This window comes from Streptomyces sp. NPDC002004 (genome assembly GCF_053593975.1).
In genome coordinates this window covers 368,062-394,742 of record NZ_JBSFDP010000003.1, presented here as the reverse complement: position 1 = coordinate 394,742, position 26,681 = coordinate 368,062, and the positions used below count along the sequence as shown (strand labels likewise).

27 protein-coding genes are annotated in these 26,681 nt (G+C 64.1%); 22 read left to right on the top strand and 5 right to left on the bottom strand.

The genetic code is table 11. The annotated features are described in order from the left end of the window. The first annotated feature begins 102 nt into the window (after window positions 1-102). From ACWCP6_RS07720 to ACWCP6_RS07685, 8 genes are all read left to right on the top strand, one after another. Window positions 103-1,455 (top strand): putative antirestriction adenine methyltransferase, encoded by a 1,353-nt coding sequence (locus tag ACWCP6_RS07720; protein ID WP_450931461.1) that lies wholly within the window; start codon window positions 103-105, stop codon window positions 1,453-1,455. Continuing rightward, on the top strand, window positions 1,452-2,357 hold the full coding sequence (locus ACWCP6_RS07715; RefSeq protein WP_450931460.1) for a ParB/Srx family N-terminal domain-containing protein: 906 nt from the start codon (window positions 1,452-1,454) through the stop codon (window positions 2,355-2,357). Before ACWCP6_RS07720 ends, ACWCP6_RS07715 begins: the two co-directional genes overlap by 4 nt. Window positions 2,358-2,383: 26 nt before the next feature. Further along, window positions 2,384-2,575 carry a hypothetical protein gene (locus tag ACWCP6_RS07710; RefSeq protein ID WP_450931459.1) on the top strand — a complete coding sequence of 64 codons (192 nt, stop codon included), beginning with the start codon at window positions 2,384-2,386 and terminating at the stop codon, window positions 2,573-2,575. Further along, complete coding sequence (locus tag ACWCP6_RS07705; protein WP_450931458.1) at window positions 2,572-3,018, top strand: VRR-NUC domain-containing protein; 447 nt, start codon at window positions 2,572-2,574, stop codon at window positions 3,016-3,018. Before ACWCP6_RS07710 ends, ACWCP6_RS07705 begins: the two co-directional genes overlap by 4 nt. Then, window positions 3,015-3,218: a hypothetical protein gene (locus tag ACWCP6_RS07700; protein ID WP_450931457.1), complete on the top strand. Its 204-nt coding sequence runs from the start codon at window positions 3,015-3,017 to the stop codon at window positions 3,216-3,218. The genes ACWCP6_RS07705 and ACWCP6_RS07700 overlap by 4 nt, the downstream gene beginning before the upstream one ends. Continuing rightward, on the top strand, window positions 3,215-3,415 hold the full coding sequence (locus ACWCP6_RS07695) for a hypothetical protein (RefSeq protein ID WP_384866185.1): 201 nt from the start codon (window positions 3,215-3,217) through the stop codon (window positions 3,413-3,415). Before ACWCP6_RS07700 ends, ACWCP6_RS07695 begins: the two co-directional genes overlap by 4 nt. A 67-nt stretch (window positions 3,416-3,482) precedes the next feature. Continuing rightward, window positions 3,483-4,028 (top strand): hypothetical protein, encoded by a 546-nt coding sequence (locus ACWCP6_RS07690; protein ID WP_450931456.1) that lies wholly within the window; start codon window positions 3,483-3,485, stop codon window positions 4,026-4,028. After that, entirely contained in the window at window positions 4,025-5,482 is a 1,458-nt protein-coding gene (locus tag ACWCP6_RS07685) for a phage terminase large subunit family protein (protein WP_450931455.1), read from the top strand. Before ACWCP6_RS07690 ends, ACWCP6_RS07685 begins: the two co-directional genes overlap by 4 nt. Before the next feature lie 75 nt (window positions 5,483-5,557). Here the strand turns inward: ACWCP6_RS07685 and ACWCP6_RS07680 are convergent, their stop codons facing one another. Beyond that, window positions 5,558-5,965, bottom strand: a complete 408-nt coding sequence (locus tag ACWCP6_RS07680) for a DUF4357 domain-containing protein (RefSeq protein ID WP_450931454.1) — start codon at window positions 5,963-5,965, stop codon at window positions 5,558-5,560. 165 nt (window positions 5,966-6,130) lie between these two features. Between ACWCP6_RS07680 and ACWCP6_RS07675 the strand changes: the two genes are divergently transcribed. From ACWCP6_RS07675 to ACWCP6_RS07615, 13 genes are all read left to right on the top strand, one after another. Beyond that, entirely contained in the window at window positions 6,131-7,711 is a 1,581-nt protein-coding gene (locus ACWCP6_RS07675; RefSeq protein WP_450931453.1) for a hypothetical protein, read from the top strand. A gap of 119 nt (window positions 7,712-7,830) precedes the next feature. Further along, window positions 7,831-8,565, top strand: a complete 735-nt coding sequence (locus tag ACWCP6_RS07670) for a hypothetical protein (protein ID WP_450931452.1) — start codon at window positions 7,831-7,833, stop codon at window positions 8,563-8,565. Between the two features lie 62 nt (window positions 8,566-8,627). Continuing rightward, window positions 8,628-9,086: a head decoration protein gene (locus ACWCP6_RS07665; RefSeq protein ID WP_450931451.1), complete on the top strand. Its 459-nt coding sequence runs from the start codon at window positions 8,628-8,630 to the stop codon at window positions 9,084-9,086. 27 nt (window positions 9,087-9,113) lie between these two features. After that, the gene (locus tag ACWCP6_RS07660; RefSeq protein WP_450931450.1) at window positions 9,114-10,160 is read left to right on the top strand and encodes a major capsid protein; all 1,047 of its coding nucleotides are present in this window, start codon (window positions 9,114-9,116) and stop codon (window positions 10,158-10,160) included. Then, window positions 10,160-10,387, top strand: coding sequence for a hypothetical protein (locus tag ACWCP6_RS07655; protein ID WP_450931449.1), 228 nt, complete (start codon window positions 10,160-10,162; stop codon window positions 10,385-10,387). The genes ACWCP6_RS07660 and ACWCP6_RS07655 overlap by 1 nt, the downstream gene beginning before the upstream one ends. Beyond that, complete coding sequence (locus tag ACWCP6_RS07650; protein ID WP_450931448.1) at window positions 10,387-10,689, top strand: hypothetical protein; 303 nt, start codon at window positions 10,387-10,389, stop codon at window positions 10,687-10,689. Before ACWCP6_RS07655 ends, ACWCP6_RS07650 begins: the two co-directional genes overlap by 1 nt. Before the next feature lie 262 nt (window positions 10,690-10,951). Further along, window positions 10,952-11,467 (top strand): hypothetical protein, encoded by a 516-nt coding sequence (locus ACWCP6_RS07645; RefSeq protein WP_450931447.1) that lies wholly within the window; start codon window positions 10,952-10,954, stop codon window positions 11,465-11,467. 178 nt (window positions 11,468-11,645) lie between these two features. Then, window positions 11,646-13,385: an ATP-binding protein gene (locus ACWCP6_RS07640; RefSeq protein WP_450931446.1), complete on the top strand. Its 1,740-nt coding sequence runs from the start codon at window positions 11,646-11,648 to the stop codon at window positions 13,383-13,385. Between the two features lie 303 nt (window positions 13,386-13,688). Beyond that, window positions 13,689-15,185, top strand: coding sequence for an Lsr2 family DNA-binding protein (locus ACWCP6_RS07635; protein WP_450931445.1), 1,497 nt, complete (start codon window positions 13,689-13,691; stop codon window positions 15,183-15,185). Then, a complete protein-coding gene (locus ACWCP6_RS07630; protein ID WP_450931444.1) occupies window positions 15,185-17,329 on the top strand; it encodes a DNA phosphorothioation system restriction enzyme in 2,145 nt (714 codons plus the stop codon). The genes ACWCP6_RS07635 and ACWCP6_RS07630 overlap by 1 nt, the downstream gene beginning before the upstream one ends. Before the next feature lie 35 nt (window positions 17,330-17,364). Then, the gene (locus ACWCP6_RS07625; protein WP_450931443.1) at window positions 17,365-17,529 is read left to right on the top strand and encodes a hypothetical protein; all 165 of its coding nucleotides are present in this window, start codon (window positions 17,365-17,367) and stop codon (window positions 17,527-17,529) included. Beyond that, the gene (locus tag ACWCP6_RS07620; protein WP_450931442.1) at window positions 17,526-19,580 is read left to right on the top strand and encodes an AAA family ATPase; all 2,055 of its coding nucleotides are present in this window, start codon (window positions 17,526-17,528) and stop codon (window positions 19,578-19,580) included. The genes ACWCP6_RS07625 and ACWCP6_RS07620 overlap by 4 nt, the downstream gene beginning before the upstream one ends. Further along, a complete protein-coding gene (locus ACWCP6_RS07615; RefSeq protein ID WP_450931441.1) occupies window positions 19,580-20,047 on the top strand; it encodes a DNA phosphorothioation-associated protein 4 in 468 nt (155 codons plus the stop codon). Before ACWCP6_RS07620 ends, ACWCP6_RS07615 begins: the two co-directional genes overlap by 1 nt. Window positions 20,048-20,123: 76 nt before the next feature. Here ACWCP6_RS07615 and dndE read toward each other — a convergent pair whose 3' ends face one another. Genes dndE through dndB form a run of 4 tightly spaced genes read right to left on the bottom strand, consistent with a single transcriptional unit; the run spans window position 20,124 to window position 25,248 of the window. After that, window positions 20,124-20,510, bottom strand: coding sequence for a DNA sulfur modification protein DndE (gene dndE, locus ACWCP6_RS07610; RefSeq protein ID WP_450931440.1), 387 nt, complete (start codon window positions 20,508-20,510; stop codon window positions 20,124-20,126). After that, window positions 20,500-22,527, bottom strand: coding sequence for a DNA sulfur modification protein DndD (gene dndD / locus ACWCP6_RS07605; RefSeq protein ID WP_450931439.1), 2,028 nt, complete (start codon window positions 22,525-22,527; stop codon window positions 20,500-20,502). Before dndD ends, dndE begins: the two co-directional genes overlap by 11 nt. Beyond that, the gene (gene dndC, locus ACWCP6_RS07600) at window positions 22,514-24,112 is read right to left on the bottom strand and encodes a DNA phosphorothioation system sulfurtransferase DndC (RefSeq protein ID WP_450931438.1); all 1,599 of its coding nucleotides are present in this window, start codon (window positions 24,110-24,112) and stop codon (window positions 22,514-22,516) included. Before dndC ends, dndD begins: the two co-directional genes overlap by 14 nt. Next, window positions 24,109-25,248 (bottom strand): DNA sulfur modification protein DndB, encoded by a 1,140-nt coding sequence (gene dndB, locus ACWCP6_RS07595; RefSeq protein WP_450931437.1) that lies wholly within the window; start codon window positions 25,246-25,248, stop codon window positions 24,109-24,111. Before dndB ends, dndC begins: the two co-directional genes overlap by 4 nt. Before the next feature lie 264 nt (window positions 25,249-25,512). Between dndB and dndA the strand changes: the two genes are divergently transcribed. Further along, the gene (gene dndA, locus ACWCP6_RS07590; RefSeq protein WP_450931436.1) at window positions 25,513-26,664 is read left to right on the top strand and encodes a cysteine desulfurase DndA; all 1,152 of its coding nucleotides are present in this window, start codon (window positions 25,513-25,515) and stop codon (window positions 26,662-26,664) included. Window positions 26,665-26,681 lie beyond the last annotated feature (17 nt).

The following is a 26,681-nucleotide window of genomic DNA, read 5'->3' as shown; positions in this document are numbered from 1 at the left end:
GCACGGCAGGACCAGCCCCCTGCCCCTCCGGGCCCGCGTCCCACCCCTCGACGAGGGCTCAAGTCCGAAAGAAGGAAGAAGTCACCACAGCGGGGAGGCCCGGTGTTCCACGGCTCGATCCCCGCGGACCTTCGCGCGATCATCCACGAGCACGCCACAACCTGGCGCGGCCAGGCCGAGGACATCTACGTCGGCTGCTCGGGCAACTTCACCATCGAACGCGTCCTGCACGATTCGGGCTTCCGGCTCCACGGCTGCGACGTGCAGCTGTACTCCTCCGCGATCGGCTGGTACCTGGCCGGGCAGGAACTGCCCATCACCACCCGCGCCGAGCCGGCGGACGAACTCGACTGGCTGGCCCCGTACTTGGACGGCCGGGCCGGGACACTCGCCGTTGTGCTGCTCGGCTCCCGGTTCTTCCAGTGGATCGGGCGCGGCGACCACCCGTACTACGGAGGGATGTTGGCGGCGTACCAGCAGCAGTTCCCCGAGCTGCACGCGAAGACGGTCGCGAAGATCGAGGCGCTCCCGTTGCGACTGGCGTCGTACGCGCCGATGGACGTGAACCAGTGGCTCGCCGAACAGGTCCCGGCGGACGCCCCGGTCGTCGCCTTCCCGCCGTTCTACGCCGGGGACTACGAGGGCCAGTTCGCGGCCTTGGACAAGCACCTGGACTGGCCGGCACCGGAGTACCCGACGCTGGACGACGCGGCGAAGCAGACCCTGATCGAGCGCATCACCGACCGGCCGCACTGGGTCCTCGGCCTGCACTACGACGTCGCCGAGCTGGCAGACCACCTGCGCGGTCAGGTGCAGACGGCCAACCGCGGCCTGCCGATCAACGTGTACTCGTCGGTGCCGCGGTCGCGGATCGTACGACCCAACCAGCGCCTGGAGCCGGTGCGCGCCCCGCGCCTCGTACCGGGCCAGCGCCTCGGCGAGACCCTGACGCTGGCCCCGTTGTCGATGGGCCAGTTCGCGACGCTGCGCTCGCAGTACATGAACCACAACATCCGCCCAGGCACACCGACGATGGCAATCGCGGTGCTGGTCGACGGGGTCGTGGTGGGCGCCTTCGCGTTCTCGACGCCGAAGTACGACCCGCACAACGTGTACCTGCTCTCCGACTTCCCGGTGGCGCCGACGTCGTACGGGCGCCTGGCCAAGCTCGTGCTGTACGCGGCGCTGTCGACAGAGGCCCAGTTCCTGGCACAGCGGGCGATGAACACCCGCCTGACCCGGCTGAACACGACGGCGTTCACCCAGCACCCGGTCTCCATGAAGTACCGCGGGCTGCTGCGCCTGAACTCCCGCAAGGACTCCACCGATCCCGTCTACCGCTACCAGCTTGATTACGGCGGCGAGTTGGGCCGCTGGTCGCTGACCGAAGGGTTCGCGCAGTGGAGGAGCAAGCACGGACAGGCCGAGGGATTGAAGGAGGACGGGAACCCATGAGTGAGCCGCTCAAGCCCCACATCGTCGAGGGCGACCCGCGTGAGCTGACGCTGCTGGATGTCAACGCACGGTTCATGCGGCATGAGCAGTTCCAGCGCCTCGTGGCGAACGTGCGCGCCGACGGGGCGCTGACCTCGACACCGCTGGTGTGGAACGACAGCGAGTCGGGGCGGTTGATCGTGCTGTCGGGCAGCCACCGAACGAAGGCCGCCATCAAGGCCGGCCTGGAGCGGATCTGGTGGTTGGAGATCACCGAGCCGCTGCCGAGGCAGCGGCAGATCGCCTTGCAGCTGGCGCACAACGCGATCGTGGGCGAGGACGACCCGGCCACCCTCAAGGCGCTGTACGAGGAGCTGGAGGACGTCTCAATGCGCCTGTACTCCGGCTTGGACGACAAGACACTCGACCTGCTGGACGAGGTCAGCGTGCCGAGCCTCGCGGAGGCCAATCTCGACTTCGCGACAGTGCAGATCGTGTTCCTCCCGGACGAGAAGGAGGCCGCGGAGAAAGCCTTCGAGGCCGCGCGGAAGGCCGCCTCGGCCGACGCCCGCTGGCTCGCGCGCATCGAGCAGTACGAGAGCGTGCTGGACACGCTCGACACGGTGAAGGGCGCGCACAACATCGGCAACGTCGCCGCCGTGTTCGCGATCACCCTGGCGCTCGTCGAACGCCACCTCGGTGAACTGACGGAGGGCTGGTACGACCCGGACGAGCAGACCGCCACCCGCAAAGGCACCGCCCCGGTGGAGACGGTGCTTGCCACCCGCACGATGCCTGCGGACGCCGCGGCCGTCGTGCAGCGGGCCATCGACCGCATGGAGCGGGAAGGCGACATCGAGGTAGGCCAGCGGTGGCGGGCCCTGGAGTTGTGGGCCGCCGACTACCTGGCGGGTGCGGCGTAAAGCGGCCCGGTGTTCGGGTCGGCCAGGTGTGGACCGACAACGACAAGCGCAGCGAGGGCCGCACCGTGCGCGTCGACGAGGTCGATGCCCGCTATGCGTACTGCACGGTGCTCACCACAGCCACACCCGGCGGCCGGACCGGGCAGCGGACCCGGATCGCACTGGAGCGTATGCGGCCGACGAGTACGGGCTACCGGCTCCTGGAGGGTGCACCGTGAACGGGGAGCTGTACCGCAAGCTGCTCACCGAACGGTACGGGCCCCTCGATCGACTGGAGGCCGAGCGCTTCCCGCTGGCCGTCGACCGGGCGGAGTCGGTCGCCGGCACGAGCGAGGAGCAGTGGCGCCGTCAGGTCCGCGACATCGCCACGCGCTACGGCTGGCGTCTGCAGTACCACACGGCGGACTCTCGGCGCTCCGACCCGGGCTGGCCCGACGAGGTGTTCGGGCACCTCGGCCAGCGCCGCACGCTGTTCGTCGAGTTCAAGACCGACACCGGGCGGATCCGTCCGGCCCAGCGCGAGTGGCTGGCCCACCTTGCCGGCAGCGGGTTCGAGGTCGCCGTATGGCGCCCTCGCGATCTGCCCACCGTCCTGCAGGTGCTGGGCCCGGCGCGGCAGCGGGTCGCCCTTCCCCCTAACTTCCGGAGGCCCGCCTCGTGAGCGGCCCGCACGCCGACGAGCTGAACGGGCTCCACGCCGAGATCGACCACCTGACCACCGTCCGCCGCACGGCCGCCGGCCTGGCCCGTGCCCTGACCAAACACCTCGCGGACGAACCGTTCCGCCTCGCCGACCAGCTCGCTCGTCTCCTCGCGGGCGAGCTGGAGCCTGACGACATCCCCAAAGGGAACGCACGATGAACCTCGCCAAGGACTCGGCGTCGTGGGAGCGCACTGTCTCCGTCACCCCGCTGCCCGACTCCGTACGCCGCAGGGCCGCCCTCCAGGTCGCCGCCCGCGCCACCGGCGAAAAGCGCGCACAGCGTCGCGCCGACTGCGCCGACCTCCTGGCGCACCTCGGCCTCCTCGACCCGGCCTTGAGCAGCCCGTCCAGCTGAGACACAACGTCCCTGCGCAGGAGGGGAGCGGGAGGACAGACAGACCAGGCGGGAGAGCACTGATCGGATGGCGGACAGCGCCGAGGCATGGGAGCGGCAGCCGAGCGAGTCGGCCGCCGCGTGGGAGGCGTTCGCCTGCTACCGCGACCTCGGCCTGTCCCGCAGCATCGGCAAGGTCGCCGAACGCCTGGCCAAGTCCCGCACGCTCATCGAGCGCTGGTCGACGACACACCGCTGGGTGCTACGCGCCGAGGCGTGGGACCGGGAGCAGGACCGGCTCTGGCGCGGCGAACAACAGCAGGCCGCCCGGGAGGTGGCCCGCCGACACGCCCGCCTCGCCTCCGCAGCCCAGTCGAAGATCGTCGCCCAGCTCCAGCAGCTCGACCCCGCACGCCTCAGCCCGTCGGACGTGATCCGCTGGCTGGAGGTCACGATCCGCATCGAGCGCCAGGCGTACGGCATGGACCTGGCCGACGCCGCCGCGGCGGCCTCCAAGGGCCCGGAGACGGCGGACGTGTCGGGTCTGACGGACGAGGAACGCCGGGCCCGCATGGAGCAGCTGCGCCGCGAACTCGAGTCCCGCATCGGCACGTTGGGCGGTGACCAGCCGTGACCGCCGATCCGCTGGCCGCGCTGCCGGACCCGGTCGGCATGTCCGACGCGGAACTACACGCCGAGATCACCGCACTGATCGAGGCCGACGCGGTCTCAGCGCGCCGCTGGGCCTGCGACCGCCCCGCCTGCGACGGCCTGCCCCATTCCGGCTGGCTGCACCACCACGCCCGCGCCACGCAGCGCCCGCCCGAGGGTGACTGGGCGGCATGGATGATGCTGACCGGCCGAGGCTGGGGCAAGACGAAGTCCGCGGCAGAGGCTGTACGGGGGTGGGCGACGACGCCGGGAACGATGATCGCGGTCGTCGCGAAGAACGCCACCCTGGTCAAGGAGATCTGCTTCGAGTCCCCCAAGTCGGGCCTCTTGGCGGTCATCCCGCCCGAGGACGTCCGCCGCTACAGCCCCGGCAACGGCCTGACCACCCTCCGTCTGAAGAATGGCTCGGCGATCTACGGCTTCGGGGCCGAGACCCCGGACAACCTGCGCGGCTTCGCCTTCGACAAGGGCTGGCTCGACGAGTACGCCGCCTGGAACCGCCACACAGCCCAGTCGGTGTACGACATGCTGTGGTTCTGCCTGCGCGAGGCACCAAGCCCTCAGGTCGTCATCTCCACCACGCCCAAGCCGCTCCCCCACGTCAAGCGCCTGGTGGAACGCGGCCGGCGCCCCGGCTCCACCGTCGTCCTGACGACCGGCCGCACTGAGGACAACCGCGCCAACCTCTCCCCCGCCGCGCTCGCCGAGCTCGACTCCGAGTACGGCGGCACCCGCCTGGGCCGCCAGGAGCTGGACGGCGTACTCCTCGAAGACGTCGAAGGAGCCCTGTGGAAGCAGTGGATGTTCGAGGTCGAGGGCTTCCGCATCGCCCGCACCGCGGTCCCGCCGCTGGACCGCCTGGTCGTCGCCGTCGACCCGGCAGTCACGACGACAGACACCGCGGACCTGACCGCCTTCACCGTGGCCGGCCGCTCCTACCCGCTGGAGCAGATGTACGGCGACCGCCGCCCCCGCGGCTACGTCCTCCACGCCGAGCAGGAGCGCCACACCCCCACGGCCGCAATGCCCCGCGCCGCCGCGCTGTACCACGAGCACCAGGCCGACTGTGTGGTCATCGAGGCCAACAACGGCGGCGACTACCTCCCCGCCCTCCTCGCCGAGATCGACCCCACGGTCCCGTGCCGTGTCGTCCACGCAACGCGCGGCAAGCGCGCCCGCGCGGCACCGGTGGCGATGCTGTACGAGCAGTCCCGCATCAGCCACGCAGGGCCGCCACGCCTGTTCGCCGTCCTGGAGGAGCAGATGACGACGTACGTCGGCGCCTCGGAGGCCGAGGAGAAGTCCCCTGACCTTCTCGACTCCTGCGTATGGGCGCTGACAGACCTGTTCCTTGACCCAGCGGCACCGGGAGCACCTACGGCATCCGCAGACCGGCGTCTCAGCGGAAGACGCTGAACGGCGGCCGTCGGCCCCGCCTGCCGGGGTGCGACTAACAGCGTCCGATGCGTGCAGGCGGGGCTAACGATCGCATCAGTCGTCGCCGGACATCAGCTCGTTACGGAGCTCATCCAGGGTTCGACCATCGCGCAGTCTCCAGAGCGTCCAGCCGTTGATCGCGCTCCCCGTCACTGCACTCGCAGCCTTGCTGGGCGACGGGAACGGCGTGGCCTTCCCCTCAACGATCAGCTGCCCATCCGGTTGGACGATCGCCGTGGCGGACCGCTTCGCACGCGTCTGGCGGAATGTCAGCACATCGTTGGCCTTCAGGAGGCCCGCCACCATGAGCGGAGCCAGGGGCCCAGTTGCAGGTGCTGGCGTGGTCTTGGCCGCCCCGGCACTCCCACCGAGCGACACGTTGACTTCCACAGCCCCTTCCGCGCCGGCCGCAACGATGTGCGCCAGTACCTCCGGGTCAAAGTGGATCGTGAGCGTTGCCATAGAGATCCCTCCCGTAGTCGATGGCTTGCACCCATCTCAACTATCTGCGTTCTACTCTAGTTTACAGGAGACAGCAGAGCAATCTATCAAGCGGCATCACCTCCGCCCATCCGCCCTGCAACTGGGGCTTAGACTGCGCCACTCAGTTCGGAGGGGGAGTTACAGATGCGGCGTTTACGCAGGTTGATCACCGACACCTGGGGTGCACTGTCGTACAAGCCAGCCTTCCGCGCAGCTGCCGCAGGTAGGCCAACGAGCCTGCCAGGGGCGACGACGGCATCGTGGGTACCCGAGGCCGATCGGCGCCGTCTGGCCGCGTACACGGTGCTCGCGGCTTACGACACCAACCAGGCCGCAGTGCTGCTCTCCGGAGACGGAGACGACCGACGAGAGTACGGTGACGCCTCCCTGATCGTCGACCAGACGCTGAGCCATCTGCTCGGCGAGACCCAACAGATCGTCGTCGACGACACCGAGGACGAGGCGGTGGCCCAGGACAGGGAGGCGCTGCTGCGCGACTGGGCTCAGACGGAGCACCTGCGGATGCGGATGCAGCACGCCGAACGCACCGCTGTCCTGCTCGGCGACACCGTCTACCTGCTCGCCTGGTCCCGAGCGAAGGGCCGTCCGGTCCTGAGGACGTTCGATCCCGGCTTCTACTTCCCCGTCCTGCCCGACAGCGCACTCGACGCGGATGCCTACCCGGAGCGCGTCCACCTTGCCTGGGAGATCCCGGAGGACTCGAGCACCGGGCGGAAGGGAACCCTTCGGCGGGTGACGTACGAACTCGGTCCCATCGAGGACGGCGGCCGACGCACCTACCCGTGGTCCAACCGTCCGAGCGACACCACCTGCTACCTCACCGACGCCGAATGGGACCTCGATCAGGTCGACAGAACCGGCCACATCGACGCTCTCTCGCTCTCCCGGGCCCGCTTCCGCACCAACGCGGACGGCGACATCCTGAACCGCCTCGACCTCCAACTGGACTTCATCCCGCTTGTCCACGTCCCGAATACCATCAACGGCTCCGAGCATTACGGGCAGTCGAGCCTGTTGTCCGTCGCCCAGCTCCTCGACGACCTCGCCGCGGCCGACACCGACAGCCAACGGGCGTCGGCGACCACCGGTTCGCCGATCATCGGCCTGTCCGGAGCGCGGCTCCCGGTGGACCGCAGGACCGGCCAGCCCTTGCCAGTCGAGGTCGAACCGGGCATGGTCTGGCCCCTCGGCGACAACGGGCAGCTCAGTACCGTCGACACCTCGGCCCAGCTCGCCGAGCTCCGTGCGTACGTGGAGGCGCTGCGCGATCGCCTGTCCGTCGTGACCCGGCTGCCGGCGAGCGTGCTGGGCACTGTCAGCCCTTCCGAGGTGCCGTCCGGATACGCGCTGCAGCTGAGCTTCGGTCCGCTCGACGCCATGGTGCGCTCGATGCGCCTGGCTCGGGAGGCCAAGTACCCACTGCTGCTGAAGATGGCGCAGCGGCTGTACCAGCTCGGCGGCGTGCTGCCGCCCGGCGACAACCCGCGAGCCACGATCGCCTTCGGCACCTACTTGCCAACGGACCAGTCGGCCGCCCTGGACCTGGTGGTACGCGGCGTGCAGGGTGGCGTTCTGGCGCTGGAGACGGGGGTACGGCTCCTGATCGAAGCGGGGTTCCCGATCGAGGACGCCGCGCTGGAGGTCGAACGTATCCGGGCGGTCGCCTCGTCCTCGGCACCCACGCCGGCGAACAGCACCGACTAGAAGGAGGAAGGCGCCCAAGCCGCGTGACCCCGTGCGCCTCGGCAGGCACGCCAGCCCCCCCCCAGGGGTTTAGACTCCGCGCCGACGCGGGGGCGTCTGGGCGAGGAGAACGTCTGCCCATGACCGTACGAACGCGAGGTACGCGTCCGCCGCTGCCGCTCGCTCCCCTCGGCTACCGCCGCGACGGCCGCCCAATCCTCCCGATCGTCGGGGCGTCCTCCGACGATCCCGGGGACCCGTCGACCGGCGATCCGACGACCGAGGACACCGGCATCACGGTGGTCTCGATCCCCCAGGACGAACTGTCCCGCCGCTTCGCCCGCGAGAAGGACCAGGGTCGCCGTGCCGGCGTCCGTGACCTGCTCGGCCAGCTCGGCTTCGAGTCGGCCAAGGCCCTGACGGAGTACGTGCTCAACCAGCGCCAGGCCGAACAGCAGCAGAAGGAAGCCGAACGGGAGCGCCTCTCCGAAGCCGAGCAGCGCGAACAGGCCGCCGCAGAGCGCGAACGCCAGGCCCGGGAACGGGAGGCAGCCGCCACCACCCGGGAGCAGGACGCCGCCCGCCGGGCCGCACTGGTCGGCCTGGGCGCCACCGGCGCGGAGCTGGAGGACGCGGTGCTTCTCCTGTCCCGCGAGATCGAACCGGACGCTGACAACACCGCACTCGCCCAAGCCGCTGAGGAACTCAAGCAGCGCCGCCCAGAACTCTTCGGCACCACAGCCCCGCAGACACCCGCGCCTCCTCCCTCAGGCAGCCCAGCCGGAGTCCCGGCCCGCTCGGGCGGCACCCCGCCAAGGCCGGGCCAGTTCGGCCTGGACATCGCCCGGCGCCGCGGTCACCTGAAGAGTTCCTGACTCACGGCCGCCCACGGGGACCGCGCCCCGCTCCACCTCCGCGGACTACGGCACATGACCCGGTGACCGTACGCATCGCCACCGAGACGCCCTATCCGGAGGAACCCGGCGTGGATCTCCAGCCGATCACCTACTCCGAGTCCGCCACCGCAGACCGCCCCTGGCTGGCCTCACGCCACGGACTCGACACCCCGCTCACCATCACCCTCGACACCGCGCTCTTCACCGAGGGCACCCACTACACACCGCCCGCCCTCGGCCAGCCCCGCAACATCATGAAGGCCGGCATCCCCCTCGGCCGAGTCACCGCCACCGGCTTGTACGGCCCATGGACCGCCACAGCCACGGACGGCCGTGCCACCTTCACCGGCGTCCTCCTCACCGATGTGCCCTTCGCGCAGAGCGGCAGCCGTGCCGGCGCGGCCCTGTTCTGGCACGGCGTGATCACCGCCGCGCAGCTCCCGGGAGGTCTCGACCCTGCCGCCATCACCACCTCGACCTCGCAGATCCACTTCATCTGACCCCCACTCCGCCGAGGAGCAGCCCCCGTGCTCGACACCCTGCTGCGCGACATCGACGCCGCCGACCTCAACGCCTTCGCCCGCACCATGACCACCCCGGCCGACTTCGAGCTGACCCGCACGGTCATGCCCGAACGCCGCCTGAACTCCGTCAAGTTCCGCATCAGGAGCAGCAAGCGGCGCGTGAACGCCGCCAAGTTCCGCGCGTACGACGCCCAGACCGCCGTCGCCCGCCGCCAGGCCGAGAAGATCATCACGGAGGGCATGCTGCCGCCCCTGGGTCAGAAGCTGATCGTCGGCGAACTGGAGCAGATCCTCCTCGACACCGCCCGCGGCGCCGACGCCTCGGAGTTCATCGAGCTGCTCTACGACGACATCGAGCGCCACGTCGAGTCCATCCACAACCGCATGGAACTGGCCGCCGGCGACCTCCTGGTCGACGGCAAGTTCAGCCTGAATGGCGAGAACGGCCTCACCTTGGAGGCCGACTTCGGCGTCCCGGCACCCAACATGCCCACAGCCGCCAAGCCCTGGTCGGACCCGACGAGCGACCCCATCGCCGACGAGCTCCGCTGGATCGAGTACCTGCGCTCGATCGGCGCCCCGCTCCCGGCCCGGGTACTCACGTCGTACAAAGCCCGCGCGACGCTGGCCGCGAACAATGCCTACCGAGCGGCGTACTACGGCAGCGTCAACAGCTCGACCACCCCCACGGCCGTCCTCGCGCCCAACGAGGTCGAGGTCGTCCGCGCCCGGTACAACCTCCCACCGATCACGGTGTACGACGTCCAGATCTCCGTCGACGACGCCTACCAGCGTGTCATCCCGGAGGACCGCTGGATTCTCCTCCCGCCCAACCCCGAGTCCTGGGCGGAGACCCAGTACGGCATCACGGCGGAATCCCTGGTCCTCTCCTCCGGCACCAACCCGGCGATCACCCGTGAGGACGCCCCGGGCATCGTCATCACCGCGGACTACCAGGACGACCCGGTCCAGGTCTGGACGAAGGGGGCTGCCGTCGCCATGCCGGTCATGTACGTCCCGGACATCCACATCACCGCGAAGGTCCTCTGATGCCGGCCACCACCCGCACACTCGCCACCGCGGTCTTTGTCACCGACCCCAAGACGCACGAGACGCTGCTGCTCGCGGCAGGCACCACGGTCGCCGATCCAACCGTCGCCGAGCAGATCACGCATCCGGACGCCTGGGAGCCAGAGCAGGTACATAGCGCTGACCCACAGTCAGCTCACCCTCAGCGTCGTGCGAAGTCCGCGACGGACGAGTCCGAGCAGCCCTGATGCTCTCCGACGCCGAGTACGCATATCTGCGATCCGAGCTCGGCGACATCGACCGCGGCGACCTGGATGTCCGCTACCAGCGCCTTGGCACAGTCGAGGCGGTAGCCGTCGAGGTCCTGCGAGAGCGCAAGGCGGCGCTGATCGCCGACCCTCTGACCGTCACGATTCAAGGGGTCGCGACGGTGAACAACGCAGAGAACGTCCGTGCTCTGGAGCGCCAGCTGGCGCTGTTGGAACAAGCGGAGGCGTCGACTTCGGCACCATTGCAGCCGATGCTGCTGGTCAGGCGCCGTATCCGATAAGGGTGCCCGCGCGAGCAAGACATACTCGGAGGCTCCCTGCCGCCGTGATCCGCAACGGAACTTCGGAGAACTTCCGTTGCTCATGAGGGGGTTCAGCCCTTTCGTGTCCCATACGTGTTGGGGCCACTTCACGGACGGATGTCAGTGGGGTGGTCTACCGTTCAGGTACTTGCTCATGCCGAGTCGACCAGATGGCGACGCGGGCCAAAGGGAGAGCAGGTCGAGACCCAGAGGGGGAGCTTTGCTCCAGCAGCTGTGTTGCGTGAGGATCGACGCGATGTGCCGCCTGTACGCCCTGCAGAAGCAGGGACCGCGTACGGCAACGTTTCAGGACGAGATCGATACGGCGCTCAATCTCGCCCTGGGTGAGAGGCGCACTGCCGAAGACCCGGACCACCTGTGCCGCAGCCTGCGTCGTGACGCACGGCGCACCATTAGCCGCTCCCGCGAGCGCTCCCGCGAAACGGCAGCCGGCCGCCCTCTCGCTGACGCACGCCACCGTCGCCTTACGACCTACGGGCCTGACGGTTCCCTCCACGCTGAGCTCGTCACTCACGTCACCCCGGAAGAGACCGTAGTCGCGGACGAGCTCATCCAGAATCTGCAGACCCGTGCGTACACTCTCGGGCCGCACGGACCCGCGTGCCTGAACGGCCTGCTGCTGGGTGAGTCCATCGCGGCCACGTCCCGGCGGGCGATGGTGTCCGCGGCCACTGTCGAACGGGCGCGGCGTGCGCTCCGGCTGTATGCCGAGGAACTGATCACGCCTCAGGAATAGCCGTCCGCGGTTACAGGAAGCTGAACGTCTCACGATGACAGGGCTGGCCGGGGGTCTTGTGTCCCGGCCAGCCCCTCAACGGTGACCCAGCGGTAACTCAACAGCGGCAGCGTCCGCCCGGCGCCACGTCACCCGCCGAAGAACTTCCGCGTGCTGCATAGCAGTTAGGAGCATTGCGATGAACGACATCGCCCCAAAGCCCATCCCTGTAGTGCTGTCCGGTCAGGCCCTGCTGAGCCTCCGGGAGTCGGGCCACAACTTCCCTTCCGCTGTGGGAGAAGTGATCGACAACAGCATCGAGGCGAAGGCCAACCAAGTTCAGATCCTCACCGAAACCCAGCAATTCGGACGCAAGAAGGTCATCAGTGAGGTTGCCGTCATCGACGACGGCAAGGGAATGGAGGAGGACACACTCCACCACTACCTTCAGCTCGGCTACTCCACCCGATTCATGTCGAACGATACGATCGGAAAATTTGGAGTCGGCGCAAAACTTGCTGGACTCAGTGTTGCCATGCGCGTCGATGCCTGGTCCCGAGTTGAGGGCAGTGATCGAATCCGGCACGTCTTCTTCGACCTTGACGAGGCTGTGGCTGAAGAGAAGGCGGGAAACGAAGTCGGAATTCAGCCGCCCGATGACGAGCCTGTTCCGCCTCACCTGCTCGCCTACTTCCCGGAAGGTTCGGGAACCCTTGTCGTATGGTCAAAGATTGATCGGGTCTCGGATGGGAATGGCAAAACGAGCCCTGACCATGTGATTAATGAGCTCACCAAGGAACTGTCCCGTATTTTCCGTGAGTTCATCGGCGGGGGAATCAGGATCTCCGTGGATGGGGTAGACCTCAGGCCGCATGACCCGACCTTCCGACAGAAGGGGAGTTGGGTAGATCACGTACTGAGCGAACATCTACGCCGAACTGCCAACGCTACCTTCCCCGGCGGGGATCGCCACTTCGAACCGCAGGTCTTCTTCAGCGAGGAAGTGGACGTGAAAGTTGGGGGCGCCAAGCATAAGATTCAGGTGACGATCACCCTCGCGCCAGCCGAGGTACTCCGACACCGGGGCTCTGGCGGTGACAGCATGGCTAAGCAACTCCGTCTGCCTGAGAATGAACGAGCCGTCAGCTTCCTGCGACATGATCGAGAAATCAGCTACACGAATGTGGCCGGCCTGTATCCAGCTCCAGTTGATACTCCAGATCGATTCATCGGTTTCGAAGTTCGATTCACGCCAGAGCTTGACCGATTGATGGGTGTTCGCAACGTAAAGCGTGGCGCTGTCCCCGATGACGAGCTTCGGGAGACTCTGCGAGAAATCGCGAAGAAGATCATTCCTGCCGCCCGCGCAGAGTTGCAGCGAATCTGGGGGCAGCAGAAGCGCGAGAGCGCTGAGCACGCAGGGGAGCACGCACCGATCGTCAAGGAGGTGAAGAATGCGGAACGCACCATGCCTAAGTCCCGTGTCAAGGACAAGCCCAGTCCTGCTCAGTTGGACCGCGCTTATGACGACATGGCGAAGGATGCCGGAAAGACAACGGAGGAAGAGAAAGAGGCTTACGCGCAGGGAATCGCAGACCTGCCGTTCGTGATCGAGACGGTCGATTTCCCTGGTGACCAGATCTTCGAGCTCACTCACCTCGGTGAACAGACCTTCATTCGCCTAAACTCTCGGCATACCTTCTACCGGGAAATGTACGAACCGCTGAAGCAGATTACCGATGGAGCCGACGCAGGCGGAGCAAGTGGCGTCGTCGCCTCAACGGCAAAACGAGCCCTCGAAGCGATCACGCTCCTTATCGTGGCGTACGCCAAGGCTGAGACACAGCATGCGACCCCAGATACTCAGTACGCGGAACTAAGGAAGCACTGGGGCAGCTTCACCCAGCTGTACATGGACAAGATCAAAGATGTCCTGTAGCAAGCGTAAGTTCAGGTGCGACGTTGAGACTTGTGGCGGGGCAATAAGTTCCGCTGCAGTACGCTAGAAGGTCTCCGATCTGCCTTCTGCTTCCTCGACGTTTCTAGTGGGCCGTAAATATCGATTGAAAATCAGGGAGTGCCAGTGCAAGGCGGGGTAGAAAACGGCGCAACGTGGAGCCAGACGTTCCCCTGGCTGAACCGGGTCGCACCCGATGCACTCCTGTGGCTTCAGCAGCTAGGTGGACGCGCCGAATGGTGGCATGCGGAGTGCCCAGCTGAGACGTCGGCCAGGCGCTCCTCGATGGACGACGTTTTCGACCTGCTTGGCCATATCTTGGCAGTGGACAAGTTTCTGGCGTACGACGAAATCAATTCGCTGATCCCTGGTGTAGCGAGTAAGGCTCCACTGGACTCTCTTGGTGTGAGTACCTCTGTACTATCCGCCCTGACGGAACAGGGAATCCTGAGCTTTGACACCCTCACGGCAGAGACGCCGCAGAGCATTGGCCGGATTCCTCGGATGACACGAAGGAACCAGGCCCACCTCCTCAGCGAGCTGGTGCGGATCGCGATCTCTGGTGACGACTCGATCCAGCCCGACGTTCTTCGTGAAACTGGGGAGGTGCATGACCAGGATCTGCATCGCGAACGATCTTTTGCGATTGAGATGCTCGGCCTCGAAGCCGGCGAGGTTATGTCGCTAAACGTGGCGCACCGGATTCTTGCCGAACGGGGCGTGGCAGCAGGTGACTTGAACTCTTGGCTGGATTGCTGCGGACTTTCAGTCGGAGATGGGCAGTTGCAGCTTGCAGAGCAAGACGAGAAGCAACGCGCTCACTCAGATGCTTCTGCCGCTAATCTAGAAAGCACAAATCCAGTCGAAGTCGATGACGCCCAAAGCGACACTCGTGCGCCGGCGGGGAATCAAGAGATTCGCTCTTGGGCAAGGCGCCACGGCTATGCCGTTGGAGACCGAGGGCGTATTCCATCGATCGTCCATAACGCGTACATACAGGCAATGGGCAGGACTCGCCCACCCGGTGATGTGCAGCATAACCCGGCATCGCAGGGGCAGGATGATTACGTCAGATATGAGCCGATCGCCGCACTTCTGGACGATCTGGCGGTTGCCCTCGGAGTGAGCAGTGAGGGCATCACCCTTGGTGCGGTGCTCTCCGGTGAGGTGCCGTTGCCAGCGCATGCCGCTGACACGGTTCGGAGCATCCTGGGGGCGAAGCTGGAAGAGAACGGGTGGGTGATAGATGCAATTCCAGCGCCGAATATAAGTAATCTCGATGCCCGAACAGACGGGTCTGTATCGCGGCGGGCGACGCTCAAGGATCGCGCATGGAATGTATTGCACGAGACGGATCACCCTCTGACGTCTCCATCGCTCGCCTCCAGGATGGGCGATGGCATCAACGAGCGCTCACTGAAGGTGCAGCTCGCCAACGACTCGAGGTTCATGCGGAGCGACGTCGACTCCTGGGCTCTCAGCGACTGGGGGCTTCGTCGCTACACAGGAATCCAGAACCTGATTGCCGAGGAGATTGACAAAGCAGGGGGGAGCGCTCTCGCCGAGGAAGTAATAAAAAATCTTACGCGAGAATTTGCCGTAAAGGATGCTTCGATACGGCAAATGATGTACAAGTATCCGTTTGTCGTGCAAAGCGGAATCGTCCGCCGAGCTGTGGATGTGGATAGACGAGAAGGGTCTGAACCTTCCGGCCAGCTCACGAATGAAGCAGACCCATCTGCGCATATCGATCTCGCGAAAGATCTCGGATTGGACTTCTGATGACCGCTTCCAACGCCTTGCGTTCAATCGATTTCGCAGAGGAATACCGCAGCGATCAAGGGAACATCGTTGGCGATTTCTATGTGCCGTCTCTAAAGATTTCCCAGTCGTACGATCGCGCCGTCGGGTACTTCACCGCCTCGGTTCTTTCCGTGATCGGTGAAGGTATTGATGAGTTTGCTCGTCGTGGTGGACTAATGCGCGTAGTCGCTTCGCCTTATCTTCTCCCTGAGGACATCGAGGAAATCGAATCGGGATACTCGCTCCGATCGGTTATGGAGAAGGCCGCAGTCCGAGACTTGGAGCGATCCGTCGAAGACCCTCGAGCCGCTAGAGGGTTGGGGAAGCTAGGCCAACTCGTCGCGGAGGGGCGACTCGACTTCAAGCTCGCCTATGTAACTGCCGAAAACCGCGTGGGTATGTATCACGAGAAGATCGGAATATTTCGAGACGGAGAGGATCTAGTAGCTTTCAAAGGGAGCGCAAACGAGACGCGTTCGGGCTTGGTTGGAAATTTTGAGTCCATTGAAGTCTTCTGTAGCTGGGATCAGCGCGATCGCGCAAGGGCTCTGCGGATCGGCAGACAGTTTGATGCTCTCTGGGAAGACAGGACAGAGAAACTTCGGGTTCTCCCATTCACGGATGCAGCCAAGAAGGTAATTGAGCGTGTCAGTCAGGGGACTTCAGGGCTCGGCGAGCCTGACATCTTTGACTATGGTGGTGCACCGCTGACCGTCCCTGTCCAAGATAGTGCCGGCATGTTGAGAATTCCGGCAGAACTCAAGGTCCGTGAATATCAGAAGCAAGCGGTGGGTAACTGGTTTGCCCAGAGTGGCCGCGGGATTCTACGGATGGCTACAGGCACAGGGAAGACGCTGACAGCTCTCTCTGCAGGGGCGCAGGCAGCCAAGATGTTGGACAAGGTGGGCGAGTCACTCCTCACCGTCGTGGTTGCTCCTTATCAGCACCTAGTCGATCAGTGGGCGAAAGACATTGAGTGGTTTGGGGTATCTCCGATCCGCGCCTATGAGTCGATGACATCGTGGTATGGGCAGGCATCACATCTTTTGGACTCTCTGGCGCTCGGGGCGAGCCGTGGTGGTGTAGTCATCACCACGAACAAGACATTCGGGGACCGTGCTTTTCAGTCAATCTTGAGCCGCTACAGTGGGCGCCTGCTCCTGATCGCTGATGAAGCGCACAACCTTGGTGCCAAGCACGTCAGCTCCAAGTTGCCTGAGAGTGCAGAGTTTCGGCTCGGCCTATCGGCTACCCCTGAGCGCTGGTTCGATGATGAGGGAACCTCAGCTCTGACCAGCTACTTCGGCGATGTGGTCTTTGAGATGGGTATCGGCGAGGCCATCAAGGCCGGAGCCTTGTGCCGGTACACCTACACGCCGGTCATCATTGAGCTCGACGATGAAGAGACCGAACTGTACGTAGAGATCACAGAGAAGATCGCCAGGATCTTCGCTGCCCAGCAAGGTTCGGAGCAGGCAGACGAGGACAGCGTCTTGGGCGCGCTGCTGCGTAAGCGTTCCAACCTTCTGGGACACGCCCGGGCCAAGCTTCCTGCGCTCAAGAAGGAGATCGAGAAACGTCAGGAAGACTGGTATCAGCTGCTCTACTGTGCGGAGGGTAAGCACCCGCTCTCCTACGCAGATGGCGCTCCCGATGAACCTCCACAGATCGACCAGGCCCTGGCTCTCGTGGGCAATGAGCTGCAGATGCCGGCGGCTCGATACACATCGGAGACCAAGCGGCCGGAACGGCGGCAGGTGCTTCAGCGCTTCGCAGACCGCAAGCTTCAGGTAGTCGCCTCGATGCGCTGCCTAGATGAAGGCGTCGATGTGCCCGCCGCCCGCACGGCGTACTTGCTCGCCAGCTCGACCAACCCGCGGCAATTCATCCAGCGACGCGGGCGAGTGCTCCGCCAAGCAGCAGGAAAAACTATGGCGGACATCGTCGATTTCATCGTCGTCCCGCCAGAAGGCGCGACCGGGATGCGAGACACGACTGAGCGAGGGATGGTGGCTCGTGAACTCGCGCGGGTCACTGAGTTCGCGCACCTTGCAGAGAATGAAGCAGAAACTCTCGACATCCTTCGGCCACTACGTATCCGCTACGGCCTTCTGGATGTCTAGCCATCAATGCATTCATATCGGACGAAGGAGCCACCGTGAGTGAAAAGAAGACGGCGCATGAAGTGCTGGGGAAACTGTCTCCTGACGGGGTGAAGCTGGCGAAGCGAGTCGTTGAGCTCGAACGGGAGTACCTGCACATTCGGAACTCAACTGCCATCGTCGATGACATTGTTGCCGCTGTGAAGGGAATCATTAAGTGAAGCTCCTCAAGCTCACGCTCAACAACTTCCGTGCGTTCTATGGGCAGCAGGTCCTCAACCTCGACGTTGAGGAAGGGAGTCCTTCAGTACTCATTTTCGGCAACAACGGCGCAGGGAAGACGACACTGCTCAATGCGTTTGCCTGGGCGCTGTATGGAAAGTTCTCTGATGACGTCGAGCAGCAGCAGCGAGTCATTCACGACCAGAAATGGGCAGAGACCCCGCCGGGAAGTTCGGTGAGTGCCTCAGTGGAACTCAAGTTCACGCACGCTGGAGTTACCTTTTCTGCATTGCGTGAGGTCTCTGCGATCAAGAACAGCAACAACCAAGTACCGGTGCAAGCCACGCTTTCCCTGACTAAGGTTGAGCGTGGAGAGAGCGAAGTCATTCCCAACGGTCAGGACCGTATTGAGAAGATCCTTCCCGAGGGGCTACGACGCTTCTTCTTCTTCAATGGTGAGCGCATGGAGAAAATGTTCGCCGGGGAAGAGAGCAACCACGAGGTAAAGCAAGCAATCAAGACATTGATGGATCTAGAGCCGATGGAACGGGCCATCGCCGAGCATCTGCCGGCAGCTGCTCGGCGCCTCGCACGACAGCTTCCCAAGGGGGGTGACAGCCGCCTCACCAAGCTACAAGAGGAGCAGGAGCGCCTCGAAGAGCAGCGAGCTGAAGCAGGCAAGAGGGCGGAGAAGGTCTCGGAGGAGATCAGCAGTTACGAGCGCGAAGTCAAAGCGATGGAGAAGGCTTTGCGTAGTCACTCGGAGTCGAAGCCGCTCCAGAACGCGCGCAAGAAGCTTGAGTGGCAGATCAAGGTGAAGGGCGACGAGCTGGTCGCCCGGTACTCTCGAAAGAGCGAAATCCTGTCAAAGGGTGGATTTCTTGCATTCACCTCGGGAATCGACAAGCAGGTGATTGAGCTTGCTGAGGCGATGAGGGAGCGCCGGCAGCTACCCGCCGGTATTCAGCGAGACTTCATTGATGGGCTTATCGAGGATGGCGCATGCATGTGCGGCACCCCAGTGCCGGAGGGGAGCGCGGCCTACGCTGAACTCGACAAGCGGCGCTACAACGCAGGACTTCAGGACGTTGAAGCCCGCTGGATGTTCGTCAGTGGGCAGATGCGACACCTAGGAGAAGCTCGGGAAGCCCTCCTGGAAGATCTCCGGCAAGCGACTCTTGAGATTCAGAGCTGCCAGGATGAGATCAAGCGGCTTGAGGCTGAGAAGAGCGACATCGACCGTCAGCTCCAGGGCGTGAACATCCAGGACGTGCAGAGGCTGGAGCAGAAGCGCAAAGAGTACGACGAGAAGCGGATCGATGGAATCAGCGAGCACCGACGCCTTCAAGAGAGGTTTGAGGAGTTCCAAGTCGAGATCGACAAGGTGAAGCGCCAGTTCCGGTCCGCTCAGTCCGAGGACGAAAAGTCGCGACGGGTGCAGCGCCAGGTCAACCTTGTGAACGAGGTTCTGGAAACCTTCCAGGAGGCCCTTGAACTCAAGACTGAAGAGGTTCGGGCGGAGCTCGATGCCAAGGTCAAGGAAGTCTTCTCCAGGATCTTCAGGAAGACATACGAGCCTGAGCTGACAGAGTCCTTCGAGTTGCACCTCAAATCTGCGGCAGGGGCTGCGATCCGGAGCACCGGCGAGAATCAGGTTCTCGGCCTGAGCTTCGTTGGCGCCGTCTCGGAGATCGCGAAGCTGATTCATCAGCGGAAGTCGAAGGGCGACGGAGACATTCTCGGCGAAGGGGGTATCTACCCCGTGGTCATGGACGCACCGTTCGGCAGCCTCGATCTGGCGTACCAGAAGGACGTTGCTCAGGCACTGCCCAAGCTCACCTCGCAGATCATCACTCTCCTGTCCAACTCTCAAGCGCGTGGGGAAGTGATGGAGCACCTTCAGGGATCGGCGACGCGTATGTACGTACTGCGCTCGGTGACCCCCAACACTGACGCCATGCAGGAGAGCATTGAGATCAACAACCGTGCTGTCCCCTTCGTCACGCACGGCGAGTTCGAGCACACCATTCTGGAAGAGGTGACCGTCTAATGGGGTACGAAGACCGTTTCCGACGACCGGCTGCTCACGAGGACCTGATCGGGGCCTTGTCCGGCAAGGACGGCCCTTTCAACGCAATGGTAGACGTGTTGATGTTCGCTGCCATGCTGGGTAAGCGAAAGGGAAAACGGGAGCCCTTCACAAAGGCTGGTGAGCCGATCCGTCTGTCTGTCATGGAAGGGCGCCAGTACGGAGATGTGTTGATGGACATGATCGCTGTCGTCGAGGACACCGACGATCCCAAGATCCTTGCTGACGGGCGTCAAGACGAGAGGGTCCGGATCTTCGAGGAGTACGCGAACGGTGGCCTCAATTTCATCCAGGGCGAGGTCAACTCAAGTGGCGGGAAGGACTATGTCTCGATCGTCAGCACGCTGGTGATGGACGCCTTGACCACCCCCGACGAGCGCCAGAACGATGTGTCCGAGCTGATGCAGGTGGCATCTCTGGACTGGTAGCCGAGGTTGCGTATAGCGGTGAGGAGCGAGCAGAAGCTGGCTGCTCCCTCCCCACCGCCGTGTGATGGGACCAGATTCAGGAAGCCACCGCGGACTGGACGAGGCCCTCGATCGTGGTCTTCTCCTTGTCCCCGCCGAGGTAGCCGATTCCACGGTGGAGATGCACCATGAGCGTCCTGGCCACATTCTCGTCTGTGGGCTCCTCTCCATCAGCAATGCAGCGCTGCTTGAGGAGCGCCAGGTAGAGGTCGCGGTGTTGCCCAGCGAACGTCTTCCAGGTCATCTCGACGTTGGAGTCGGTGACGATGTCCTTCACCAGGGGCGTCGACGGGTCCTGGAGGGACAGGGCGAGCGCCCAGCGGCAGAGAACGTTCCACTGGGTGATGCCGGTGGAGGCGGGGCGTTTCAGCCAGACCAACCGGTCCTTGGCCGGCTGGGACAGGCGGACGGTGTCAAGCGACATGGGAGGCTCCTGCATTCCACCAGTAACCTTCGACGACCTTGGTGGTGAAGTCCGTGTCGTCGTGGGCCAGCGTGTACATGTGGGCAACGGACTTCTTCATGCGGCCCAGCAGGTACTCATCGATCTCTTCGTCTGTTGAGAGGAGAAGGACCTGGTCGCTGGCGTAGGGGAAGTAGCGATCAACTAGGTGCTCCCGGTGTCGGCTGTCCAGGCGGCCGAGCGGGGTGTCGATGACGCTGGGCAGGCGGTTACCGGCGACCTTCATCAAGCCCCAAAGGAGAGACACTGCCAGCAGTTGCCGCTCGCCTGCGCTGAGGCGTCCTGGATCGATTGCCTCGCCCTCGCTGTCGGACAGAGTGAGCGTGAACTTGTCGGTGTCGATTCGAAGGTCATGGACCAGCCCTTGCTTCCGCATGAGCTCTTTGAAGCTCTGCAGAACGGCGACCTCTAGGCGGCTGATGTGGCGCTCGAGGAGCGCTTCGCCGAAGCGCTCGAGAGTGCCGCGGGCCTTCTCCGAGTACTTGATGATGCGCTCAACCTCTTCAGCCTTGACCTTGGTCTGGACGAAGTTTTTGTGAGCTCGTTCAAGGGCAGCAGCGACGTGTTCACGGCGCCGCTTCAGTTCCGCGATCTGCTGATCATCACGCTCCATAGCGCCCTGGATGCGAGTGACGTTCTGAGCTTGCTCATCACGTGCTCGCTGGAGCGCTTCCACCTTGCTCTGCTCCGGCACGCCGGCCAGCTGGCGGTCCAGCTGATCCAGTTCCTCCGCTGCGGACGCAGCCTGCTTCAGAAGCTCGTTCGCTCGGTTTGTGTCACGCGCGAGGCCCTCGTCCAAAGCTGAGAGCTGGGCCAGAGCGTTGTGGGGAAGACCGAGGTTCACTTTGAGAGCAGTCGACTTCGAGCGCTTGGCTCTGTCCTGCTCCAGCTTCTTCATCACCTCGCCCCGGGCGTCTTCCGGCACCAGTTCGAGCAGCCATGCATCGCGCTCAGCCAGCACGTCGAGGACCTGGCTTGCCTCCGCGGCCGAGGACTCCTGCTTGGCCTGCTTCCGAAGTTCCTTCACCTGAGGCGCCATGAGTAGGAAGGGAAGCGGGCCGGCAGCAAGTTGGACCAGCGAGGCGCGGAGGTCGGACAGCTGGCTGGCGACTCGATCGCGTGCTGCGGTTAGCTCCTGGCGGCGCTCAAAGAGACCGCCGCCTTCCTTCTTGAACGATTCTTCCAGGCTGCCCAGTTTGCGCTCTGCTTCCCTCAGCGTCTTGCCGCGGGCAGCCCGTTCTTGCGCTGCCTGGTCCAGCTGCTGTTGGACAGAGGCGAGTTCCTGTTCCTGGTCATGGATATTGTCCATGAGGTGCTGCTCCTCATCGGACAGCTTCTGACGGCGTTGCAGGGCGAGGAGGTCGGTGCGGAGCTGTTCGACCGTGCTGACGCCAAGCAGCGACTGCACCGCCGATTCAATGACCGTGGCTGCCCGCTCCGGGTCGGCAAGGGATTCGATCTTCTCCCCATCGAAGAAGGACAGAGATGCGACTTCCAGCGGGAGGAGGTCCTCGACATGGTCGGCCCATCCCTCGCTGAGGATCCGGCTGAACTTTGGGTCAGCCTTCGCTCGACGCGAATTTTGGATCTTGCTGCCGTACTCCTCGTCGACGAAGACGTTGAGGAACTCCTTCAGCGATTTACCGCTGACGTGCCAACTGCGGACGACCTTGTAGTAGTGCTCCGTGGCATCGACCGTGACGGTGAACTCCAAGGTGATCGACGATCCGCGGCTCGGGTCGTGCTGGCGGTTGATGCTCTCGCGGAGATAGGTGTCGTACGCCTTGTTGCCTCGGCCGCTGCACCGCGCGCGAGGGCCGTACAGAACCAGCTGGATGGCATCGAGCAGGGTCGTCTTCCCGCAGCCGTTGAGACCACCGATCAGGATGATCGGCCGATTATTCTTCACGCTGAGGTCGAGAGACTGCTTGCCTCGGTATGCCCCGAATTCTTCGAGGGTGATCTTATGCAGGAGCATCGATGCTGGTTTCGTCCTCGAAGGTCGGGTTGGTCGCTACTTCTTTGCGCCACTGCTTCTTGCGCTGCGCAAAAGCGAAGGCGTCGTCTCGGTCTTCGTAGAAGCCCTTCTGGACAGCCGATTCGAGTGCCTGGAAGAGCCCGGAACGGCGGGTCATGGTGCGGTACTTACGCTCCACAGCAAGCAGCTCTCGCACCATGTCGTAGTGCACCTGGTCGTCGCCGCAAATCTCCTTGAGGAGCTGCATTTCGTCGGCGCCCATGACGAGTTGCTCATCGAGGGGGCCGCCAGGGAAGTCTTCGCCCGTTGCTTGCTTGTAGATCGTCGGCACGCTGTCTTCAACCTCATGCTTGTCGAAGACCCAGATGCGGCGGATCTCGTGCAGCTCGTCGAGCGTGATCAGCTCGATATTGCGGACGTGCTCGGGGGCCTTCGCTCTGATCCAAGTCTGGGCTGAGAGGAGGTCTTTGAGCCACTTCTCGCGAAAGTCCTGGAGGTATGGGCCGTGGACGACCACATCCTCGCCATCGCTGCGGCGCGTGAAGAGGTTCACCTGCCCGTTCATCCTGCGGAAGTCGCGCGCGTCCCTGTCCGGGCGGGGGTGCGGGAGCTTCTTGCCTGGCTGGTAGTCGGGGTCGTCCTTGTCCTTGACCAAGCCGAAGGGCGAATCGAGCTTGTCTCGCAGCTCGAGGAGGGGGAGCATCCACTCCTTCTCCTCGTCATTCCGGATCATGGCAGCCATGGACTTGTCCTGCTCGACCAGGGTGCAGGTCCAGCAGCCGAAACGGCTGGAGCCGCACGACGGGGTGGTCGAGTCGACGACGAGCGGACACTCGCCGTCCTCGGAGGCGCCCTGGTACATGCTGAGCAGGTCGTGATTGTTGTAGCCCCAGGGGTTGGGCTTCTGCATCAGGAATTCCCACACGTCGTCATTGGTCCAGTCTTCGACCGGGCTGTAAACGAGCGAGTTGGGCAGGTTGGCATTAGGTGAGAGGCGGTCCCGGACACGGCGCTTCTCGTGCTTCTCCATCGCGCGGGCGCGAGCCTGGCTCTCTGTCTTCCGGATACCGAGGACCATGATGGCCTCGCCGTGAGCAGCCACGACGTTACGGATGAAGGAGTTCGAGGGCTTGATCTTCAGGCGCTCAGTGCACCACCGGAACTTCGGACGCGGGGCGGGGTAGCCGCGACCAATGAGGTTGACCCAGAAGGTGTCCTTGATCTCCGGGGTCAGCCGGTGAGGCTGGATGGGGAGGTTCTGCGCGGTGGCGGCCTTCTCCATCGTCTCCAGGGAAGCGGTGACCCACGCTGCGACCACAGGGTTCTCAACCAGGGTGTCCGTACTGATGACGTGCACCGCCTTGGCCAGCTTCTCGGCCGGCAGTTCTTTGAGCGCCGTCCAGACCAGCTGCAAGACAGCAGTGGAGTCCTTGCCACCGCTGTAGCCGATGACCCAAGGAACCTCGTCCGCGGTGTACAGCTCGCGGATCTCCTCGGCGAGCTCGTCGGTCACCTCGTCGAGCGAGCGGCCGTCGAATGGCAGACGCCGGACGGAGGGGATGCCAAGAGGCAGAGGGATGGTCATGCGTCGCCTCGCAGGTAAGCGTCTTCCACCCGCTGTTCCTCGGGGCTGAGCTCGAGGCCAAGGTGGATACGCAGGTAGTTCACGGTAAGGGTCACGTTCTGGTGGCTCTTGGATACACGGCCGCCGACGATGGCACGCCCTTCCCAGTCTGTGTTCGACCGGGTCCAGTCCACCGTCTTCAGAGGGGCGAGCTGCTTCTTCCACTTGGAAGGCGCAACCGACTCCCTGAACAAGGAATTCCCGATGCGTCCGAGGGCGTGGAGAGCGATGCCGTGGCTGTGGATGAAGTCGCGGCGCATCTCCGTTGCGGAGAGCTCCCGCTCTCGAACCATGGCCCATTCTGGCAGGGCTTTGTCGATCTCCTCCCAGTACGACTGGGCCAGATCGACCGCTGCCTCGTGCCTGAACGTCAGGCCCTGGAGGAGGGATTGGGTGCCGTAGTAGAGGGCACTCAAGGTGAACATCATCCGCGAGCGCGCGGAGAGGTTGCTCTTCTCCATCTCGACGTAGCCCTTGAAGATGCGCGAGCGGCCAGCCATGACGCGTACGACCTGGGAGGACGGATCCCGGTGATCGTAGAGCACGCCGATAGAGCGCGCCGGGCGAATCGCGTGCCGGTTGAGGTCGGCAAACATCTGCTGGGACCGAGCCAGCCCCGCATCGTGGAAGAAGACAACTGCGATCGTCTCTTCGCCGAGGTCAGGGTTCTCCTTGAGGGCGAGTTCAATGGCGGCGCGACGGTGCTGACCGTCGTTGATCAGGAACCGGGAGTCCATAGGAATGCGCAGCTGGCCCGTGCGGAAGCCGGTTCCGTCGGGGCTGTGGCTCTCGAACTCCATGATCCCGTCGACGGAGGCAGTGAGAGCACTGAAGACGTAATCATCCGGATTGTCCAAGATGTACTTGGAGAGCGCCGGAAGGCGCCCCTTGTTCAGGATGCGCTGCGCCCGTAGCTCGGCAGACAGTTCGTCCTCGTCGAAGGTGAAGATCTTGGGGATGACGCGTAGCGGGCACATCGAGACGTAGTACTCCCGACCCGCCTGGATGCCGCGGATCGCCGGGAAGGTGTACTCGAACCCGGCGGATGCGCGTGGGGCGACTACTCGGGTCGCAGGTGCCACAGCTTCGTTCTCCACTTCGGCGACTTTAACGTACTCGCGGTGACTGTCGGCTCTCGGTTGACGTACCAGCGCTTCCTTCAGGGTGTGCAGGCGCGGCGGAGGTAGTGCATGTCATCGCCGGGCTGCGCGTGCCGTACTTGGCGTATCGCCACCCACAGGGATGACGTGAGCCGAGCTAGGTGTTGAGGTACGTCGTAAGGTCCTGCTGTGCGTTTGCACGTCACGTGTGTACGTTAACGGATTGACGTACGTGGTGACAGGAAAACGTCTTAGAAGTGGGTGGCTGTTGTGGTGGCGTATTTGGACGCGGCGGCGACGACGCGGGTGGACCCTCGTGTTGCTGACGTGGTGCTGCACTGGATGACCGAAGACTTCGGGAACGCGGGCAGCCGTACCCACGAGTACGGGACGCGGGCGAAGGCGGCGGTTCAGGAGGCGCGGACCTTCCTGGCGGAAACGGTCGGAGCCAAACCGGAGGAGGTCATCTTCACCAGCGGAGCGACGGAGTCCAACAACATCGCTCTCCTGGGCATGGCGCCGTACGGGGAGAAGCATCAGCGGCGCCACATCATCACGTCCGCCATCGAGCACAAGGCAGTCATCGAGCCCCTCATGCACCTGCAGAGCAACGGCTTCGAGGTTGACTTTCTGGAGCCTGGACCGTCTGGCAGGGTCACGACGGAAGCTGTGCTGGAGAAGCTCCGCCCGGACACTCTCCTGGTCTCTCTGATGCATGTGAACAACGAGACCGGAGTGATCCAGCCAGTCGCCGAGCTCGCAGAGAAGCTTCGGGAGACTTCCACCTATTTCCATGTCGACGCGGCTCAGGGCTACAGCAAGCTCCCCGAGGACCTCAAGGCCCCCATCGACTTGATCAGCATCAGCGGCCACAAGATCGGAGCGCCGAAGGGCGTGGGTGCTCTAGTGACTCGCCGCCGCGGCTGGGACAAAGCTCCTCTGGAGCCCATCATGTTCGGAGGCGGCCAGGAGCGGAAGCTCCGGCCCGGCACGCTCCCCGTGCCTCTGATCATGGGCCTCTATGAGGCAGCGAAGATCTTTCAAGAGGGACGGGAGCGCTGGGAGCGAGATGCCCTTGCAATGCGCGAGCGCATGCTCACCGCCCTTGGCAAGACCGTCTTCCACATCAACGGGGACACTGATCACAGCGTGCCGCACATCCTCAATGTGACCTTCGAGGGGCTCAATGCGGAAGCGCTGATCGTGAGGCTGAAGGAACAGATCGCCGTCGCGACGGGCTCAGCGTGCACCAGTGCCTCGTACACACCGAGTCACGTACTGATGGCCATGGGGCTACCGAAGGAGGTAGCCACCAACGGGCTGCGCTTCTCCTGGTTCCCCAGCCAGGTCGCCGACTTCGACCCGGAGGAGTTCGTGGCGACGGTCGTGCGGATGCAACCGACCGCCTCTTGAGTCGCTTGAAGACTCCA